This is a genomic window from Clavibacter sp. AC415 (assembly GCF_979252985.1).
Window position 1 is genome coordinate 112,504 of sequence record NZ_CEEDAR010000020.1, and the last position, 17,956, is coordinate 130,459.

At 74.8% G+C, this 17,956-nt stretch carries 13 protein-coding genes and 3 pseudogenes; 6 read left to right on the forward strand and 10 right to left on the reverse strand.

Translation table 11 applies throughout. The features are described from left to right. Positions 1-27: 27 nt before the first annotated feature. Positions 28-522: a MarR family winged helix-turn-helix transcriptional regulator gene (locus ACZ411_RS14300; RefSeq protein WP_464171307.1), complete on the forward strand. Its 495-nt coding sequence runs from the start codon at positions 28-30 to the stop codon at positions 520-522. 15 nt (positions 523-537) lie between these two features. On the opposite strand, the gene ACZ411_RS14305 is transcribed toward ACZ411_RS14300, so the two are convergent. Both ACZ411_RS14305 and ACZ411_RS14310 read right to left on the reverse strand, forming a co-directional pair. Then, entirely contained in the window at positions 538-1,347 is an 810-nt protein-coding gene (locus tag ACZ411_RS14305) for a glycosyltransferase family 2 protein (RefSeq protein WP_464171308.1), read from the reverse strand. Further along, positions 1,344-3,575: a PIG-L family deacetylase gene (locus tag ACZ411_RS14310; protein WP_464171309.1), complete on the reverse strand. Its 2,232-nt coding sequence runs from the start codon at positions 3,573-3,575 to the stop codon at positions 1,344-1,346. The genes ACZ411_RS14305 and ACZ411_RS14310 overlap by 4 nt, the downstream gene beginning before the upstream one ends. A 666-nt stretch (positions 3,576-4,241) precedes the next feature. Here ACZ411_RS14310 and ACZ411_RS14315 point away from each other — a divergent pair. After that, positions 4,242-4,532, forward strand: a complete 291-nt coding sequence (locus tag ACZ411_RS14315) for a hypothetical protein (protein ID WP_464171310.1) — start codon at positions 4,242-4,244, stop codon at positions 4,530-4,532. A gap of 14 nt (positions 4,533-4,546) precedes the next feature. Here the strand turns inward: ACZ411_RS14315 and ACZ411_RS14320 are convergent, their stop codons facing one another. Both ACZ411_RS14320 and purD read right to left on the reverse strand, forming a co-directional pair. Then, positions 4,547-5,497 (reverse strand): phosphoribosylaminoimidazolesuccinocarboxamide synthase, encoded by a 951-nt coding sequence (locus tag ACZ411_RS14320; protein WP_464171311.1) that lies wholly within the window; start codon positions 5,495-5,497, stop codon positions 4,547-4,549. Further along, positions 5,494-6,745, reverse strand: a pseudogene (gene purD, locus ACZ411_RS14325) (phosphoribosylamine--glycine ligase). The gene ACZ411_RS14320 and the pseudogene purD overlap by 4 nt, the downstream one beginning before the upstream one ends. A 380-nt stretch (positions 6,746-7,125) precedes the next feature. On the opposite strand from purD, the gene ACZ411_RS14330 reads away from it, so the two are divergent. Together ACZ411_RS14330 and ACZ411_RS14335 are read left to right on the forward strand one after the other, a co-directional pair. Next, positions 7,126-7,506 carry a sterol carrier family protein gene (locus ACZ411_RS14330; protein WP_464171312.1) on the forward strand — a complete coding sequence of 127 codons (381 nt, stop codon included), beginning with the start codon at positions 7,126-7,128 and terminating at the stop codon, positions 7,504-7,506. 158 nt (positions 7,507-7,664) lie between these two features. After that, positions 7,665-7,973, forward strand: coding sequence for a hypothetical protein (locus tag ACZ411_RS14335; protein ID WP_094115187.1), 309 nt, complete (start codon positions 7,665-7,667; stop codon positions 7,971-7,973). Positions 7,974-7,988: 15 nt separating this feature from the next. Here ACZ411_RS14335 and purF read toward each other — a convergent pair whose 3' ends face one another. Further along, positions 7,989-9,449, reverse strand: a complete 1,461-nt coding sequence (gene purF / locus ACZ411_RS14340; protein ID WP_464171313.1) for an amidophosphoribosyltransferase — start codon at positions 9,447-9,449, stop codon at positions 7,989-7,991. Between the two features lie 89 nt (positions 9,450-9,538). Between purF and purM the strand changes: the two are divergent. Then, a pseudogene (gene purM / locus ACZ411_RS14345) lies at positions 9,539-10,649 on the forward strand (phosphoribosylformylglycinamidine cyclo-ligase). Positions 10,650-10,857: 208 nt separating this feature from the next. Here the strand turns inward: purM and ACZ411_RS14350 are convergent. From ACZ411_RS14350 to yczE, 5 genes and pseudogenes are all read right to left on the reverse strand, one after another. Next, complete coding sequence (locus ACZ411_RS14350) at positions 10,858-11,067, reverse strand: DUF3073 domain-containing protein (protein ID WP_094115190.1); 210 nt, start codon at positions 11,065-11,067, stop codon at positions 10,858-10,860. A gap of 599 nt (positions 11,068-11,666) precedes the next feature. Next, positions 11,667-12,230, reverse strand: a complete 564-nt coding sequence (locus ACZ411_RS14355) for a DUF3618 domain-containing protein (protein WP_464171314.1) — start codon at positions 12,228-12,230, stop codon at positions 11,667-11,669. Further along, positions 12,227-12,644: pseudogene (locus tag ACZ411_RS14360) on the reverse strand (phage holin family protein). The gene ACZ411_RS14355 and the pseudogene ACZ411_RS14360 overlap by 4 nt, the downstream one beginning before the upstream one ends. Positions 12,645-13,555: 911 nt before the next feature. Then, a complete protein-coding gene (locus ACZ411_RS14365) occupies positions 13,556-15,613 on the reverse strand; it encodes an APC family permease (protein ID WP_094115194.1) in 2,058 nt (685 codons plus the stop codon). Between the two features lie 88 nt (positions 15,614-15,701). Then, positions 15,702-16,367 (reverse strand): membrane protein YczE, encoded by a 666-nt coding sequence (gene yczE, locus ACZ411_RS14370; protein ID WP_104290337.1) that lies wholly within the window; start codon positions 16,365-16,367, stop codon positions 15,702-15,704. A gap of 63 nt (positions 16,368-16,430) precedes the next feature. On the opposite strand from yczE, the gene yczR reads away from it, so the two are divergent. Next, positions 16,431-17,894 (forward strand): MocR-like transcription factor YczR, encoded by a 1,464-nt coding sequence (gene yczR, locus ACZ411_RS14375; RefSeq protein WP_464171315.1) that lies wholly within the window; start codon positions 16,431-16,433, stop codon positions 17,892-17,894. The last annotated feature ends 62 nt before the right edge of the window (positions 17,895-17,956 follow it).

Here is a 17,956-nt window from a genome sequence, read left to right on the forward strand (position 1 = left end):
AATCGGGTCGACTCGGAGGATCACGACATGTCCCACACCATCGCGGTCCCGGGCGACCGCTCCGAGGTGCTGGAGCGCCTCCGGGACTACACGACCGCGTTCGACGAGTCGGTGCGGCAGCTCGCCGCGGGGCTCGGGCTGCCGACGACCGACACGACGGCGCTCGCCGAGGTGATCTGGGCCGAGACCGCCGACCGGGCGCTGTCGCCGGCCCGCCTGTCGGAACGGCTGCACCTGACGTCGGGGGCCACGACCGCGCTCATCAACCGGCTCGAGGGCGGCGGCCACCTCGAGCGGAGCCGCGAGAGCGCCGACCGGCGGGTGGTCACGCTGCGGTCGAGCGCCGCGACCCGGACGCGCGTGATGGCGATGCTCCAGGGCGCGCAGGCCGACATCGACCGGGCGCTCGACGGGTTCACCGCCGACCAGCTCCGCACGGCGGCGGAGGTCGTGCGGGCGATCACGGACGGCACCGCGGCGGGGACGCGCGGGATGGGACGCGACGGCGCGACCCGGAGCTGAGGGGCGGTCGTCCGGTCAGCCCGCGGCCACGCAGGGGCTGTCGCAGCCCTCCCTCGCCGCTGCCGCTGCCGCCGCCGCGGCCGCCTCCGCCCGCTCGAGCAGCGACACGTGGAGGTAGCCGGCGTACCCGCCCGGCGTCCGGCCGTCGCGGCGCCCGGAGGTCAGCACCTCGCCGGCGGCGGAGGCGGTGACCGTGACGCCGAGGAGGCGGAGCCGGGCGACCAGGTCCACGTCCTCGTGCTCCGCCAGCGCCGGGAACCCGCCCGCCCGCACGTAGGCGTCGGCGCGCACCCCGAGGTTCGCGCCGTGCACGTGCCCGTTGGCCTCCCCGGGGACCCGCGTCGCGCGCCATGCGGCGACCTGCGCGGGGCTCAGGGCGTCGAGCTCCGGACGGACGGTGCCGACGACGACGTCCGTGCCCGCGTCGGCGAGGTCGAGCTGGCTGGTGATCCAGGCGGGCGGCACCACGGAGTCGGCGTCGGTGCACGCGATCCACACCCGGTCGCGCGGGCCCTCCCACGCGGCGAGCGCCGCGGAGACGCCGCGGGCGCGGGCGGCGCCCACCCGGCCGTCCCGGCCCTCGATGACCTCCACCCCGGCGGCGCGCGCGACCGACGCCGTGGCGTCGCGGCAGTCGTCGGCGACGAGGATCACGTCCACGCGGATCCCGCGCGCCCGGGCCCGCGCCGCGGCGACCTCCACCGACGCGAGGCAGCGCCCCACGAGCTCCTCCTCGTCCCGCGCGGGGATGACCACCGCGACCGCCTGGACGGCGCGCGCCGTCGCCGGCGGGGCGTCCGGGAGCCCGCTCGCGAGGCCGGTCATCGGAGGCCCGTCCGGGCCGCGACCGAGCGCGGGTCGGCGGCCAGCACCTCGAGCAGGAAGTCGTCCTCCTCGTGGCGGAGGATGCGCGTCAACCCCGGGACCGCAGCGAGCCGCGCGTGCACCTCGTCGCCGGAGCGGCGGAAGTCGCCCTCGGGGTGCCGCCAGTGGCAGGCGACGAGGGTGCCGGATGCGCCGAGCGCCCCGGGCAGGGCGGCGAGCACGCGGTCGAGGGCCGCGTCGTCGAGGTAGTACCCGACCTCGCTCATCACGACGAGGTCGAAGGCGCCCTCCGGCCAGTCGGCGCCGACGTCGCGCACCTCCACCTGCACGTGCGGCGCGTCGGCGAGGCGCGCCCGGGCCCGCTCGACGGCCGTCGGCGCGACGTCGACCGCCAGCAGCGCATCCACGCGCTCGGCGAGGCCCGCCGTCGTCACCCCGATGGAGCACCCGATCTCGAGCGCCCGCCCGTACCGCTCGTCGGGGAGGGCGGCGAGCGTCGCGAGGCGCTTGCGGCGCTCGTACCAGCGGGTGGTGACGCGCCACGGGTCCTCGGAGCGCGCGTACACGGCGTCGAAGCGCTCGGCGGCCGTGGGCGCGGCGGCGGGTCTCGTCGTGGACCCGTCGGCGGCGATGAGGACCTCCCGGTCCCGGTCGGCGTTCCGCAGGTACCCCGCCTGCAGCACCGCGCGGTCCTCGGGTGCGGGGGAGAGCGGGTGCACCTGGCTCGCGTGCGCCGCGACGGCCGCGCGCTTGGCGGTCCGCGTCGCCGCGTCCAGCGGCAGCGCCCGGAGGTCGGCCCATGGCACGCGCGGGTCGTCGGGCGTCGCCCAGTGCCACATCCACACCGGGTACTCCACCAGCCGGATCCCGCGCTCGACCGGCAGGCCCGCCACCAGCTCCGCCACGACCTCGCCGACGACGCGGTGGTCGCGATGGCCGTCGCCCCGCCAGGGTGCGGCGACCCAGGTGCCGGGTGCCGCGTCGTCGAGCAGCGCGGCGAGGTCGGCGCGCACCGCGTCGCGCCGCTCGCGGACCCGGCCGTCGGGGTGCTCGAGCAGGGACAGCGCGCTGCCGGGCGCCACGGCGTCGAGGGCGGTGCGGGCCTCGATCCGCCGGACGGCCGCGATCTCCTCGGGCGACCGGGTGGGCGATCCCGGGTGCGAGGCGGCCCCGTCGGTCACGATCGCGAGGCGCACGGGCACGCCGCGGGCGTGCGCGGCGGCGAGCAGACCGGCCGCGCCGATCGACTCGTCGTCGGCGTGCGCGGACACGACCAGGAGGCCGGCCATGCCGTCGAGGTCGACGGGCGCGACGGCGTCCCAGCGGGGATCCGCGGCCCAGGCGTCGGCGTCCGTCCCCGGGCCCCGCGCGTCGAACGCGACGCGCGACGCCCCTTCCGCGTCGCCCGCGGCGCTCGCGTGCGCAGCCTCGGGCTCGCTCGCGACGGCGCTCGCCGGCGGGTCGACGGCCGCATCCGCATCCGCATCCGCATCCGCATCCGCATCCGCGTCCGCCGCGCCGCGGCGCGCCGCCTCCGCGAGGGCCCCGCCCAGCGACGCGTCGTCGCGCTCCGCATGGTGCTGCCGCACGTAGAGCTCGAGGTCGGCGACCCGCTTGGCGTGCGCCGGATCCTGCGCGAGCGGCGCCGGGCCGAGCGCGTGCGCGACGTGCGTCAGCGTCTCCTCGACGGCGCGTGCCACGACGGCGCGCACGCGCTTGGCGAGCAGCCGTCCCGCCTCGCCCTCCGCGAGCCCGCCGTCGACCAGCGCGGCGGCCTCGGCGAGGGATGCGCGCGCGCCGTCGAGCGTCGCGTCCACGGCGCCGAGGTGCATGAGCAGCAGCCGGTCGGCGCCCTCGCGGGAGGCGGCGGCGAGAAGGGTGCGCGCGACTCCGACCGCTCCGCCGTACCAGCACGCGGCGACCCCGATCCCGCCCCAGTGGAATCCCGGACGCTCGAGGTACCAGCCGGGAGCTCCCACGCGCCGGGCGGGCACGCCCGCCAGGCGCAGCGGTCCGCTCGGCACCTCCGTGAGTCCACGGGCCGCCCACGCGTCCGGCACGACCTCCACGCCGGGCCGGCGGAGGTCGACCGCGTAGAGCCCACGCGAGCCGTCGTCGACGGCGGCCGTGATGAGCGCGTGCGACAGCGACCCGGCGAGCGAGCACCACGGCTTCGTGCCCGTCGAGCAGCACCCGGTCCGATCCGGCGCCGTCGTCGGCCTCCGCACGGAGCGGCTCCCCGCCGCCCTCCGCCGCGAACACACCCCACGTCGCCGCGGGGTCGCGTCCGGCGGCGACCCGGGCGGCGTCCGCTCCGCCGGTCGCGGCGCGCTCCTGGTCGAGGATCGCGAGCGCGTCGAGGTGCGGCTCGACGGTGCGGGCGAGGCCGAGGTCGGCCGCCGCGAGGGTCGCGAGGGCCTCCCAGACGTCGCGGGTGCGTCCGCCTCCGGGGCGCGCGCCGTCGTCGTCGCCGAGGGCGACCGCGAGCGCGAGCGCCCGCTCGGTGGGCCAGGTCGGCTGCGCCGGGGATGCGGCGAGAGCCTCCAGGACGCGCGCGACGCCCGCACCGGGCGCGTCCTGCGCGGACGGCACCGCGCCGGCCGCGAGGCGGACGCGCGCCACGGCCGCGGCGGTGGTGGCGGCAGGGGAGGGGACGGGCTGGGGGCCGGGAGTCACAGGAGGGGGAGCCACTTCGTCAAGGGGATCGACCGGACGGGATCCGGCCTGCTCCTCGAACCTACAAGCGTCGGACCGCCGTCGCCCACCGCGATGCGCGGATCGCGTCTCGTCGACTCCCGCCCCGCGCGGATCCCCCGGCCCGGGCGGTGCGCGGGACCTGGGCGGCGGTGCCCGGGCGCGATCCGCACCGGGCACGCATCCAGGAGGGGACCACCATGCAGGACCGCACCGATGAGCACGGCGACGCGCACGACCCGGAGCCGACGACGACGAGCCCGTCCGACCCGACCGCCCCCGAGGCGCGGGAGTCCGACCCGCCCGCTCCCGAGTCTCCGGAGGCCGCGCCGCACGCCCCCGAGGCGGTCGAGGAGTTCGAGCGCCTGGCCGTGATGCGCATGGGCGGCGAGGACCTGGAGGGCGCCCTCGACGGGCTGCCCGGCGAGGAGGCCCGGGACGTGGCCGAGGTCGCGATCGACCGCGTCGTCCGCAGCTACGAGGACCTCTAGGGGAGCGCTCGCGGCTACCCGCCGGTCAGGCGTGCGATCAGCTCGCGGTACCGCTCCGCCGTCCGCTCGACGATCTCCTGCGGCAGCACCGGCGGCGTGCCGGTCTTGTCCCAGTTCGCGCTGAGCCAGTCGCGCACGATCTGCTTGTCGAAGCTGTCCGTGCGGTTGCCGGTCGCGTACGCCTCGGCGTCCCAGTAGCGGGACGAGTCGCTCGTGAGCACCTCGTCGGCCAGCGTCGTGATGCCCGTGCGCGGGTCGATGCCGAACTCGAGCTTCGTGTCGGCGAGGATCACGCCGCGCTCCTCGGCGACGGCCGACGCGCGCCGGTAGACGTCGAGCGAGAGGTCGCGCAGCCGGGCGGCCTCCTCCTGGCCGACGAGCTCCTCGGTGCGCGCGAACGTGATGTTCTCGTCGTGCTGGCCCTGCGGCGCCTTCCAGGCGGGCGTGTAGATCGGCTCGGGCAGCCGGTCGCCCTGCTGCAGACCGGCCGGGAGCGGGATGCCGCACACCGTGCCGTGCTCGCGGTACTCCTCCCAGCCGGATCCGGCGAGGTAGCCGCGCACCACGCACTCGATGGGCAGCATCTCGAGCACCCGGCAGAGCATCGCCCGGCCCCGCACGGGCTCCGGGACGCCGATGCGGTCGAGCGTCGCGGCGTCGACGAGGTGGTTCGGCACGTCGAGCCGGTCGAACCACCAGAGGCTGAGCTGCGTGAGGAGCTCGCCCTTGCCGGGGATGCCCGGCTCGAGCGCGAAGTCGTAGGCGCTCACGCGATCGGTCGCGACGACGAGCACGTGCGGCTCGCCCTCGAGCGCCCGGTCCTCCGTGTCGTCGATCCGCGGGCTGAACAGCTCGCGCACCTTGCCCGAGTAGGCGTGCTCCCAGCCCGGCAGCTCCCAGTCGGAGGCGTGACCGGCGGGGACGCCGCCGGCGGGCACGCCGGCCGCGGGGGTCGAGGCGCTCATCGGATCACCTGCGCGGCGATGTCGGTGCGGTGCTGCGACCCGTCGAGCGAGATGCGCCCCACGGCCTCGTACACCCGCGATCTGGCCTCCTCGAAGCCGGCGCCGGTCGCGACGACGCTCAGCACCCGACCGCCCGTGGCGACGAGCCCCGCGTCCGAGGCGGCGGTGGCGGCGTGGGCCACGCTCACGCCCTCGACGCGCTCGGCGTCCTCGAGGCCGGTGATGACGCGCCCCGTCCGCGGCGACTCCGGGTAGCCCTCGCTCGCGAGGACCACCGTCACGGCGACCTCGTCGGAGAACTCGGGACGCGGCACGCCGCCGAGCTCGCCGGAGGCCGCGGCGAGCAGCAGCTGCGAGAGCGGCGTGACGAGGCGGGGCAGCACGACCTGCGTCTCCGGATCCCCGAAGCGCGCGTTGAACTCGATGACCCGGATCCCGTCCGAGGTGAGGATGAGGCCGCAGTAGAGCAGGCCGATGAACGGCGTCTGCTCCGCGGCGAGGCGGCGCACGGTGGGGAGCGCGATGGTGTCGATGACCTCGTCGACGAACCCCGCGGGCAGCCACGGCAGCGGCGAGTAGGCGCCCATGCCGCCGGTGTTCGGACCCGCGTCGCCGTCGCCGAGGCGCTTGTAGTCCTGCGCGGGCGAGAGGGGGAGGACGTCGTCGGCCATCGGCGAGGAGGAACAGCGACACCTCCTGCCCGGCGAGGAACTCCTCGACGAGCACGGTGCCCTGGTCGAGGTAGTGGCGGGCGTGCTGCAGGGCGAGGGTGCGGTCGGCGGTGACGAGCACGCCCTTCCCGGCGGCGAGGCCGTCGGCCTTGATGACGTACGGCGCGCCGTACTCGTCGAGCGCGGCCTCGACCTCGTCGATCGTGCCCGCCTGGGCGGCGCGGCCCGTGGGCACGCCCGCCTCCTCCATGATGCGCTTGGCGAAGGTCTTGGAGCCCTCGAGCGCGGCGGCGGCCCGGCCCGGCCCGAACACGGGGACGCCGCGGGTGCGCAGCGCGTCGGCGACCCCGGCGACGAGCGGCGCCTCGGGTCCGATGACCACCAGCTCGAAGCCCTCCCCGAGGGCGTGCTCGGCGACGACGACGGGGTCCTCGATGTCCATCTGCACGACGGGCACGACGTGGGCGATGCCGGCGTTGCCGGGGGCCGCGACGATGTCGTGCCCGGCGTCCTCGCGGAGCAGGGCCGTGACGATGGCGTGCTCGCGCGCACCGGAACCGAGTACCAGGATCTTCACGCCCCCACCCTATCGACGGAGGGCCCGCCGACCCCGGCATGCGAGGGCGTCCGCGGCAGGCCGTGGACCGCGTCCCGGCGGAGCGCCGTCGGCGGACGGGAGGCCGACCCGCCGCGGGAACGGGTCGGGTCGGCTCCCTGCCTCGTCCGGCGTTCTTCGGGTCCGCCGGGAGGCTCGTCGTCCGGTCCCTCCCGGCGCCCGGGGAGGCGCGGGAGGGGGGACGTCCTGCCGTGCCGGGCGGGTCGTGTCACCTCCCGGCACTTCCATACACGGTAATGGATGTCCCCCTAAATGCGGACACGTCATCCGGCCCCACTTGGAGGGGTGCCGCACGGACAGCCGGGCCTCCGCGCCCGCAGCCCTCTGGCATCCTGGGGAGCATGGCCAAGGCGCGCATCCACCCCTCCGTCGGACAGCCCGCCGTGCGGCGGGCGCTCGCCGAGGGCCCCGACGCCGACCGCGAGACGCGGGCCACGGCGGTCCGCTTCCTGCTGCAGGCGCTGGCCGACCTCGCCCCGGGCGGCACGGTCGAGGTGCGGGTGCCGCCCTTCGGCGCCGTGCAGTGCATCGAGGGCCCCGGCCACACGCGCGGCACGCCCCCGAACGTGATCGAGACCGACCCGGCCACCTGGATCGCGCTCGCCACCGGCGGCACGAGCTGGGAGGCGGGCGTCGAGGCCGGCGCCGTGCGCGCGTCGGGCCTCCGCGCGGATCTGCGCGGCCTCCTCCCCGTCCCGTGGCAGCTGCCCGCCGACCGCTGAGCCCGCGGACCGCCGACCCCTCGGACCGCTGAGCCCGCGGAGCCGACCCCGACGATCGCTGAGCCCGCCGGATCGCGACGCCTCGGACGACCTGACGCCCGCCTGTGCGCCGGGCTCCCGGTTCGCCGCCGGTCCGCGGCCCGGGGGAGAATGGGCCCATGACCGACGCCCGACCCCAGCCCGACGACGAGCGCCGCACCGAGGTCCTCGTGCGGCGGTCCCCCCGCTACTTCCGCTTCATGGGTGTCGGTGCCGTGCTCGGCCTCATCGTCGCGATGGTGCTCACGCTGACGTTCCCGCCGAACCCGGAGTTCTCCGAGGCCCAGGTGCTGGCGTTCCTGGCGCTGTTCGCTGTCGTCCTCTTCGGCGGCATCGCCGCGCTCATCGCGCTGGCCCTCGACCGCGCGGCGTCGCGCCGCTCCCGGGTGCTCACCGCCGAGCGCGAGCGCGGCGAACCCGGGGCCTGAACCCGCCGGCCCCGATCAGCTGAGCTGCGTGCGCTCCAGCCACGAGAGGTACTCCGGCGTGACGTTGCCGGTGATGTACTCGCCCGTGAAGCAGCTCATCTCGAGGTCCTCGACGCCGGTCGAGCCCTCGACGATGGCGTCGCGCATGTCCGCGACCTCCTGGTAGATGAGGTGGTCGGCGCCGAGCTCCTGCGCGATCTCGGGGATCTTCCGCCCGTGGGCGACGAGCTCCTCGCGCGAGGGCATGTTGATGCCGTAGACGTGCGGGTAGCGGACGGGGGGAGCCGCGGAGGTGAACGTGACCTTGTTCGCCCCGGCCTGCCGGGCCATCGTCACGATCTCGCGGCTCGTCGTGCCGCGCACGATGGAGTCGTCGACGATGAGGATGTTCTTGCCCGTGAACTCCGAGCTCATGGCGTTGAGCTTCTGCCGCACCGACTTCTTGCGCTGCGCCTGCCCCGGCATGATGAACGTCCGGCCGACGTAGCGGTTCTTGTAGAAGCCCTCGCGGTACTCGATGCCGAGCGTCTGCGCGACCTGCATGGCCGACGGGCGGGAGGAGTCCGGGATGGGCATGACCACGTCGATGTCGCCCGCGGGGCTGTGCTCGGCGATGGTCGCCGCGAGCCGGTTGCCCATGCGCAGGCGCGCGTCGTAGACGCTGATGCCGGACATGACGGAGTCGGGGCGCGCCAGGTACACGAACTCGAAGGCGCAGGGGATGAGGCGCGGCGTGGGGTGGCACTGCCGCGCGTGCATCTCGCCGTCCATGGTGATGAAGACCGCCTCGCCGGGCGCGACGTCGCGCACGATCTCGTAGCCGAGCGACTCCATGACGAGCGACTCGCTCGCCACGACCCACTCCATGCGCCCGCCCGCGAGCTCGCGGCGGCCCAGGGTGAGCGGGCGGATCCCGAACGGGTCGCGGAACGCGAGCATGCCGTGCCCCGCGATCATCGCGATGGAGGCGTAGGAGCCCTGGACGCGCTCGTGCACGCGCTCCACGGCGGTGAACACCTGCTCGGGATCGAGCGCGAGGCCCGACACCTGCGACTGCAGCTCGTGCGCGAGGACGTTGACGAGCAGCTCGGTGTCGGAGCTGGTGTTGGTGTGGCGGCGATCGACGTGGAACAGCTCCTGCGCCAGCTCCCGCGTGTTCGTGAGGTTGCCGTTGTGCACGAGCACGATGCCGTAGGGCGCGTTCACGTAGAAGGGCTGCGCCTCGTCCTCGTCGGCGGCGCTGCCGCGGGTGGCGTAGCGCACGTGCCCGAGGCCCATGGTGCCGAGCAGCGCCCGCATGTCGCGGGTGCGGAAGGCCTCGCGGACCTGGCCGCTGAGCTTCTTCACGTGGAAGGTGTTGCCCTCCGCCGTGGCGATGCCGGTGGAGTCCTGACCGCGGTGCTGCAGGAGCAGGAGGCTGTCGTAGACGAGTTGGTTGACGGGTTCGGACGATACGACGCCGACGATGCCGCACATGCTTCGGCTGACTCCTGAAGAGTAGAAGAGGTGGGGGAGCGGCCAGTCTCCCACACGGGAGCGGGGCGGTCGGCCGGTACTCTGTCCCGGTGACCACCAAGAGCTCGTATGCAGAGGCCGGCGTCGACACGGAGGCCGGCGATCTCGCGGTCCAGCTGATGAAGGAGGCCGTCTCCCGCACGCACGGCCCCGAGGTCATCGGCGGCTTCGGCGGCTTCGCCGGGCTGTTCGACGCGAGCGCCCTCACGCGCTTCCGGCACCCGCTCCTCGCCACCTCCACCGACGGCGTGGGCACGAAGGTCGCCATCGCGCAGGCGATCGACAAGCACGACACCATCGGGCGGGACCTCGTGGGCATGGTCGTCGACGACATCGTCGTGGTCGGCGCCCGCCCCCTCTTCATGACCGACTACATCGCGTGCGGCCGCGTCGTGCCCGCCCGCATCGCCGACATCGTCGCCGGGATCGCCCGCGCCTGCTCGGACACGGGCACCGCGCTCGTCGGCGGCGAGACGGCCGAGCACCCGGGGCTCCTCGGCCCGGACGACTACGACGTCGCGGGTGCCGCGGTCGGCGCCGTCGAGGCCGACGCGGTCCTCGGGGCGGAGCGGGTGCGCGACGGCGACGTCGTGCTGGCGCTCGCGTCGAGCGGCCTGCACAGCAACGGGTTCTCGCTCGTCCGCCACATCCTCGCCACCGCCGGCATCGGCTTCGGCGACGCATCCGCCGAGCTCGGCGGGATCGTGGGCGAGGTGCTCCTCGAGCCCACCCGCCTCTACACGACGCCCCTCCTCGACGTGCTCGCCCAGCCGGAGCTCGGCCCGGGCGTGCACTCCATCAGCCACGTCACCGGGGGCGGCATCGCCGCCAACCTCGCGCGCGTCCTCCCGCGCGGCTCGTTCAGCGAGCTGGAGCGCTCCACCTGGTCGCCGCCCGCGGTGTTCCGGGCGCTCGCGGGCATCGCCGGCTCGACGCTCGAGAGCGCCGAGGGCACCTGGAACCTCGGCATCGGCATGATCGCCGTCGTCGCACGCCTCGGCCGCGGACGGCATCGCGCGCGCGCTGACCGCCGCGGGCATCCCGACGTGGGAGGCCGGTCGCGTGACCATCGGCGACGCCCCCGTCGGCGCCGGCTTCGAGCAGGGCGCCGAGGGCGTCGACGGCGGTGCCGTGCGCCTCACGGGCAGCTACCGCGCCTGACCCGGATCCTGCCCGGCTCGTGCCCGAGCGCCTCGAGCGGCCGGCGCGGGGACGCCCTGGGCGCCTCTCGTGCGCCGTCCGCGGACGCCCTGGAGCGCCTCGCCTCGCCTCGCCTGCGCGGAGCGTGGGCGCTCCGGGCGCACGCTGAACGGACCCGCCTCGCGAGGAGACGGGTCCGATGCGCGACCGGCGCGTGCCGGTGGCGGGGTCAGGCGCGCTTCTGCTCGTCGCCCGGGACGTAGGCGTCCGGCTCGTCGGCGTACTCGTCCCACTTGGCGGCCTCGGCCGCGTACTGCTCGTCGACCTCCCCGTGGGTGGTCAGCTCGCGCTCCAGCTGGGTGTAGTCCACATTGGGACTGAACGACTTCAGCTCTCGCGCGATCTTGGTGTGCTTAGCTTTTTGACGGCCGCGCCCCATGCGAGACCCCCTCACGACTCAGGCCCCGATGGGCGGTGACAACGCTGGATGCAGCGGACAGGGATTGGAGAAAACCTAGGGGCTACCCTAACATGTGGGCCTCGTCGTCCCGGGCGTGTCCTCGCCGCCCGGAGGGCCCGCGAGAGCCGTCCTCGTCGTCGACGGGAGCGCGGATGCCCGGGAGGCCGGGGCGCTGGCCCGGGGCGTCGCCGGAGCCGCGAATCCGCTGAGACCCCGGGCGCGACCATCGGGGGTCGGCTGGCCCCTCTCCGGGTCTCGCCGCGCTCGTCCGGCCCGGCGGGGGAGTGGACCGCTCTGGGGGCGAGGGTCGCGCGGAGGCCGGCGCCGTCCGCGGGAACTCGCGGCGCAGCCCCCGCGCGGATCCGGATCCTTCGGGTCGATCCGGACGTCATCCGACCGGCCCGGGTGCATCGCCTTCGACGCACGCCGCTTCACCGGTCGACCTGCACGAGCTCTCGGGGGAAGAGTTCGTGCGCTAACGAGTGTATCCCGATGTCCCCCTTTTCGAGGACTCGGAGGGCGACGACGAGGGGGAGCCGCGCCGGCCGGCACGGCTCTCCCTCTCCGGGTGCTCCGGATCAGCTCCGGGCGTCGTCCTGGACGGTCCGCCTCGCGTCCTGGGCGCTGCCCTTCACGTCCTGCGCGGTGGACTGCGCCTCGGACCGGACGGTCTCGGCGGAGTCGGTCGCGGTGCCGTTCACCGCCTCCGCGGCCTGCTGCGCGGGCTCCTTGAGCTCGCCGGCGACGTCCTTGGCCGCGTCGGTCGCCTTCTCCACGAGGGGCTGCGCCTTGTCCTTCACGGTCGAGGCGAGCTCCTTCTCCGTGTCGCTCGCCGGGATCAGCGAGGCGATGGCGAGGCCGGCGCCGAACGCGACGAGCCCGAGGCCGAGGGGGTTGCCCCTCGCCCTGGCCTTCGCGCCGCCCGCGGTGCCGGAGACGGCGTCGCCCACGCTCGCACGGGCATCGCTCGTGGAGCCGAGGACGCTGTCCTTGACGTCCGCGAACGCGCCGCGCACCTTCTCGGTCTGGCGCTGGGCCACCTTCGCGGGGGTGACCTTGTCGGCCACCGCGTCCACGTCGACGCTCAGCTCCTCACGGGTGCGCTCGATGTCGGCGCGGATCTGGTCGGGGTTGTCGCTCATCGGTCTGCCTCGTTCCTCTTCATCGCTTCGGGGATCCTCGACGCTCTCGGCCGTGCGGGGCGCGCCCTGCACGGTCTCGAGCTGCTTGCGGCCCTGCAGGTACAGGACCAGGCCGATCACGGCCCAGATCACGGCCACGACGACCGCGGCCCAGGCCAGGTCGTCGAACCAGTACGACAGGGCGTACATGAGGGCGAGGGAGAGGAAGAGCACGGCCATGACGCCCGCGTAGCCGGCGCCGCCGAGCAGGCCCGCGCCCTTCCCGGCCTTCTTCGCCGAGTCGCCGATCTCCGCCTTGGCGAGGGCGATCTCCTGCCTCATGAGCGTGGAGACGTCCTTCGTCACGTCGCCGAGGAGGTCGCCGAGGCTCGTGGTCGCGGCCTTCTCCTCGGAGGGGGTGTGCCCGTCGCTCATGCTCGTGGCCGATCCGTGGGCTCGCCCGCGCCGAAGGCCCCGGTCAGCGGGTCGACGGGCCGCGTCTCGTCGTACAGGGGCGTCGCGCCCGTCACGTCGTCCGCGTCGTCGTATGGACCGACGCCGACCGGGTCGTCCGCGCCGAGCTGGGTCGACGGGAGGTCCGCCGTCGTCGCGGCCGCGGGGGCCGCGGGCGCGACGTATCCGGGTGCGGCGGCGGTCGGCGTCGTGCGCGCCCGTCGTGCCCGTGGTGCCCGTCGTGCTCGGAGCACCCGTGGTGCCCGGGGCGCCCGTGGCCTCGGGCCCGGCCTCGTCGTGGGCCTCGCTGGCGAGCGAGCGCGTCAGGCGGCCCACGGCGACGCCCGCGACGACGGCGAGCCCCGCGGACAGGCCCGGCCGACGGCGCGCGAAGTCGGTGACGTCCGAGAGGAGCGTCCCCGGGTCGCGGCCCTCGAGGTAGTCGGCCGCGCCACCTGCGCGACGGGAGACCTGGGCGACGAGCTCGATCGCGAGACCGGTGCTCTCCGACCTGTCGCCCATGTCGCGGAGCTCGTCGCTGAGCGTCCGCAGGCTGCCCGCCGCCTTCTCCTGCTGCACGCCGTGTCCTTCGTGCTGCCGCTGCCGCTGCCGCCGGCCGTGGCGGTCCCGGTCGTCGACGTGACGGTCGCGGGGACGACGGCGTACGCGTCGTCGGCGTCGGTCCCGGCGCCCGTGGGCACCGCCGGTGAGATGTCGTTCGACATGTGTTCCCTCTCGCTGCTGATCGTGATCGTGATCGTGTTCGAGATCGCCGGAGCCGCAGGGCCCGGCGATGACCTACACAACTCCGCAGGGAGCAGGACTAGGAAGGGGCCCCGTCGAAAACGGGGCCCCCTAACAATTTGCGCGCGAATGCGCTATGCGCGTCGGCGCTACGGCGACTTGCGACCGCTCGTGTGCTTGACCGGCGTCACGGGCGGGCCCGGACGGCGGGCGGCCGGTCGCACCGGCTCGCCGCGGCGGTCCTGGCCGGGCACGGGACGCGAGCGCCGCCCGTAGATGAGCTCCGAGGAGTCCAGGAGCCACGGCACCAGCGCCAGCGTGACGCCGTGCACGAGCAGCAGCTTCTGGCGGATCCGCCGGGCCTTGTGGTTGTGCAGCAGCGTCTCCCACCAGTGGCCGACGATGTAGACGGGCGTGTAGACCGTGATGATCTCGCTGCCGTGCTCCTCGCGGCGGGACTTCAGGTACTTGATGAGCGGGAAGCTGATGTCCCGGTACGGCGAGGCGACGACGCGCAGCGGCATGTCGATCTCCATCTCGACCCACTGCCGCTCCAGGAGCCTCGTGGCGTCGTCGTCGATGGAGACGTGCACGGCCTCGATGCTGTCGTGGTTCGCGGCGATGGCGTAGTCGAGGGCCTTGAGGACGGGCTTCTGCATGCGCCCCACCAGCACGACCGCGTGGTCGCCCGTGGAGCCGAAGACCGTGACGGGGTCGACCTCGATCTCCTTCTCGACGTCCCGGTAGTAGCGGTTGACGCCGAGCATGAGGAGGAACAGCACGGGCATGATCGCGAACACGAGCCAGGCGCCGTGCGTGAACTTGGTGATGGTCACGACGATGAGCACGAGCGCCGTGAGCAGCGCGCCGAACGCGTTGATGGACAGGCTGCGGATGACCTCGCCCCGGTCGGCGCACCCGGCCCGCAGCATCCGCAGCCAGTGGACCACCATGCCCGTCTGCCCGAGGGTGAACGACACGAAGACGCCGATGATGTAGAGCTGGATGAGCTGCGTGAGGTTCGCCTGGTACACGACGAGGATCAGCGTCGCGCCGAGGGCCAGCAGCAGCATGCCGTTGCTGTAGACGAGGCGGTCGCCGCGCGTCAGCAGCGACTTGGGCGCGTAGGCGTCCTTCGCGAGCACGGAGCCCAGCAGCGGGAAGCCGTTGAACGCCGTGTTGGCGGCGAGGAGCAGCACGGCCGCGGTGGTGGCCTGCAGCAGGTAGAACATGATGCTGCCGTCGCCGAACGTGGCCGCGGCGACCTGGGCCATGAGGCTCTTCTGCGGCTCCGTGGCGCACTCGGCCCAGCCGATGAGGTCGCACGGGTGCTCGCCGTAGTGGACGCGGGCGATGAGGGCCAGCGACGTGAGGCCGACGAACAGGACGATGGCGGTGCCGCCCATGATCACGAGGGTCGACTGGGCGTTCCTGACCTTCGGCGTGCGGAAGGCGGGCACGCCGTTCGAGATGGCCTCGACGCCCGTGAGGGCCGAGCACCCGCTCGAGAACGCCCGGAGCAGCAGGAGGATGAAGGCGACCTGCGACAGGCTCGGGGTGTCGACCGTGTAGGCGGCGGACTCCGCGACGGGCGCATCGCCGAGCGCCGTGCGGGCGAGGCCCACCGCGATCATGACGCCGACGCTCGCGATGAAGAGGTAGGTGGGCACCGCGAACGCCTTGCTCGACTCGCGGACGCCGCGGAGGTTGACCGCCGCGAGGAGGGCCACGAAGAAGACCGCGATCTCGACGCGGAACGGGGCGATCTCGGGGATGGCGCTGATGATGTTGTCGACGCCGGAGGCGACCGACACGGCCACGGTGAGGATGTAGTCCACGAGGAGGGCGGACGCGACGACGAGGCCGGCCTTCTCGCCGAGGTTCTTGTGGGCGACCTCGTAGTCGCCGCCGCCCGACGGGTACGCCTTGATGAGCTGGCGGTAGCTGAGGACCACGACCACGAGCAGGATCACGACGCAGGCCGCCACCCAGGGCGCGAAGCTCAGGAACGCGAGGCCGCCGAGCGTGAGGATGAGGAGCAGCTCCTGCGGGGCGTAGGCCACCGAGCTCAGCGGGTCGCTCGCGAAGATGGGCAGCGCCAGGTGCTTGGGGAGCAGCTGGCCCTCGAGCTTGTCGCTGGCGAGCTTCTCGCCGATGAGCAGCCGCTTGGCGGGACTGCTCTCGGGAGCCTGGGGGTCCGGAGTCACGAGCGGCAACGATACCCCGCGACATGCCCGGGTCGCGACGGTTCCGGGAGCGGCGTCCCCGGGCGCCGGATCCGCGTCGTCCCGCGGACTATCCGGCCGTCGCGACCGGTCCCGTGGGCAGGGTCCCGGCGGCGTCCCCGGACGGGCCGCCGCGGCCGCGCCGACGCCGCGGGCGCACGGGCACGGGGAGGTCGAACAGGGGCAGGGTCCGCTGGACGATCGGGCCGATCAGGAGGGCGAACGCGAGCGTGCCGAGCCCGACGTTCCCGCCGAGGACCCACCCGATCGCGAGCACGACCAGCTCGATCCCCACGCGCACGCGCCACACCGGCCAGCCCGTGCGGCGGTGGATGCCCGTCATGAGGCCGTCGCGGGGGCCCGGCCCGAAGTGCGCGCCGATGTAGAGGCCCGTCGCGAACCCGAGCAGCACGAGGCCGCCGGCGAAGAGAGGGACGCGGATCCAGAGGCTGTCGACCACCGGCACGACGACGAGCGCGACCTGGGCGCTGTAGCCCACGAAGACCACGTTGAGCACGGTGCCCCAGCCGGGGCGCTGGCGGATGGGGATCCAGAGCAGCAGCACGAGCGCGCCGATGATGTTCGTCACCAGCCCGAACGGGAGGCCGGTGCGCACGGTGACGCCCTGGGAGAGGACGTCCCAGGGGGAGACGCCGATGCCCGCCTGGAGCATCATCCCGATGGCGAAGCCGTAGAGGAAGATGCCGAGGGCGAACTGGACTGAGCGACGGAGCATGGGGGATATCCAATCGCGGCCGGGGCTTGCGGGACAAGGGGCCAATCGGCAGGCTGTGGCCTCATGACGCCGTCCGGATCCGCTCCCTCCGCCGTGTTCGGCACCACCGCCCTCCTCGCCCTGCTCGGCGAGTGGACCCGGACGGGCAGCCCGGCGTACCGGGCGCTCGCGGACGGCATCCGGCGCCTCGTGCTCGACGGCCGCGTGCCGGTCGGCGCGCGCCTGCCCGCCGAGCGCGAGCTCGCCGCGGCGCTCGGCCTCAGCCGCACCACCGTCGCGGGCACGTACGCGGCCCTCCGCGAGACCGGCCACCTCGAGAGCCGGCGCGGCTCCGGCAGCGTGACCCGGATCCCGCGGCGCGAGCCGGACGCGGAGGGGGAGGGGCCCGAGGTGGCCGACATGAGCCGTGCCGCCGTGCCCGCCGCGCCCGCGCTCGCCGAGGCCGCGATGCGCGCCGCCGCCCGGCTGCCGGCTCACCTCGACGGGCACGGCTACGACGTCGAGGGCCTGCCGGCGCTCCGCGAGGCGATCGCGGCCCGCTACCGCGTCCGCGGCCTACCCACCGAGGCCGAGGACGTCATGGTGACGGTGGGTGCGCAGCACGCCATCGGGCTGCTGGCGTCCGTCCTCGTGCACCGCGGCGACCGCGCGCTCGTGGAGCAGCCGAGCTACCCCCATGCGATCCAGGCGCTGCGGGACGCCGGCGCGCGCCTCGTGGGCGTGGGCGTCGGCGCGGACGGCTGGGACGAGGACGTGCTCGAGCAGACCGTCCGCCGCACCCGCCCCGCGCTCGCGTACCTCATGCCGGACTTCCACAACCCGACCGGGCGGACGATGCCCGAGGACCAGCGCGCCCGGATCGTCGCGCTCGCCGAGGCGCACGGCGTCACCGTCGTGGCCGACGAGACGACGGCGGAGCTCGACATCGACCGGGCCGGGGCGCACCCGCCGCTCGCCGTGCACGGGTCGCCCGGCGCGGTCGTGCTGGTCGGGTCGGTCGGCAAGACCGTGTGGGGCGGCCTCCGGGTCGGCTGGATCCGCGCCGGCCGGCCGCTCCTCCGCGAGCTCGCGCGGGCCCGCTCCGCCCGGGACCTCGGGACGCCCGTGCTCGAGCAGCTGGTCGTGGCGGAGGTGCTCGGCGGCATGGACGGGATCCTCGCCGAGCGCCGCGCGCGCCTCCGGGAGACGCGGGACCACGTGGAGGTCGAGCTCGCCCGGCGCTTCCCGGGCTGGCAGGTGCCGCACGTCGACGGCGGGCTCGCGGTCTGGGTGGGCATCGGCGCGCCCGTGAGCACCGAGCTGGCGCTCGCCGCCCGGTCCCGGGGGCTCGCGATCACCGGCGGCAGCCGCTTCGGGCACGACGGCGCGTTCGAGCGCTTCCTCCGGATCCCGATCACGGCGCCGCCGGCGGCCACGGACCGGGCGCTGGACATCCTCGAGGACGCGTGGCGCGGGCTCGCGCCCGACGCCGGGAGCGCGGACGCGCGTCGCGCGGACGACGTGGTGGACCGGTCCGTCCTGGTGTGACGGCGGCGCGATGGCCGGTGAGCGCCGGTCCGGGCACGGCTGCCTGGGGATCGCCCTTCGTG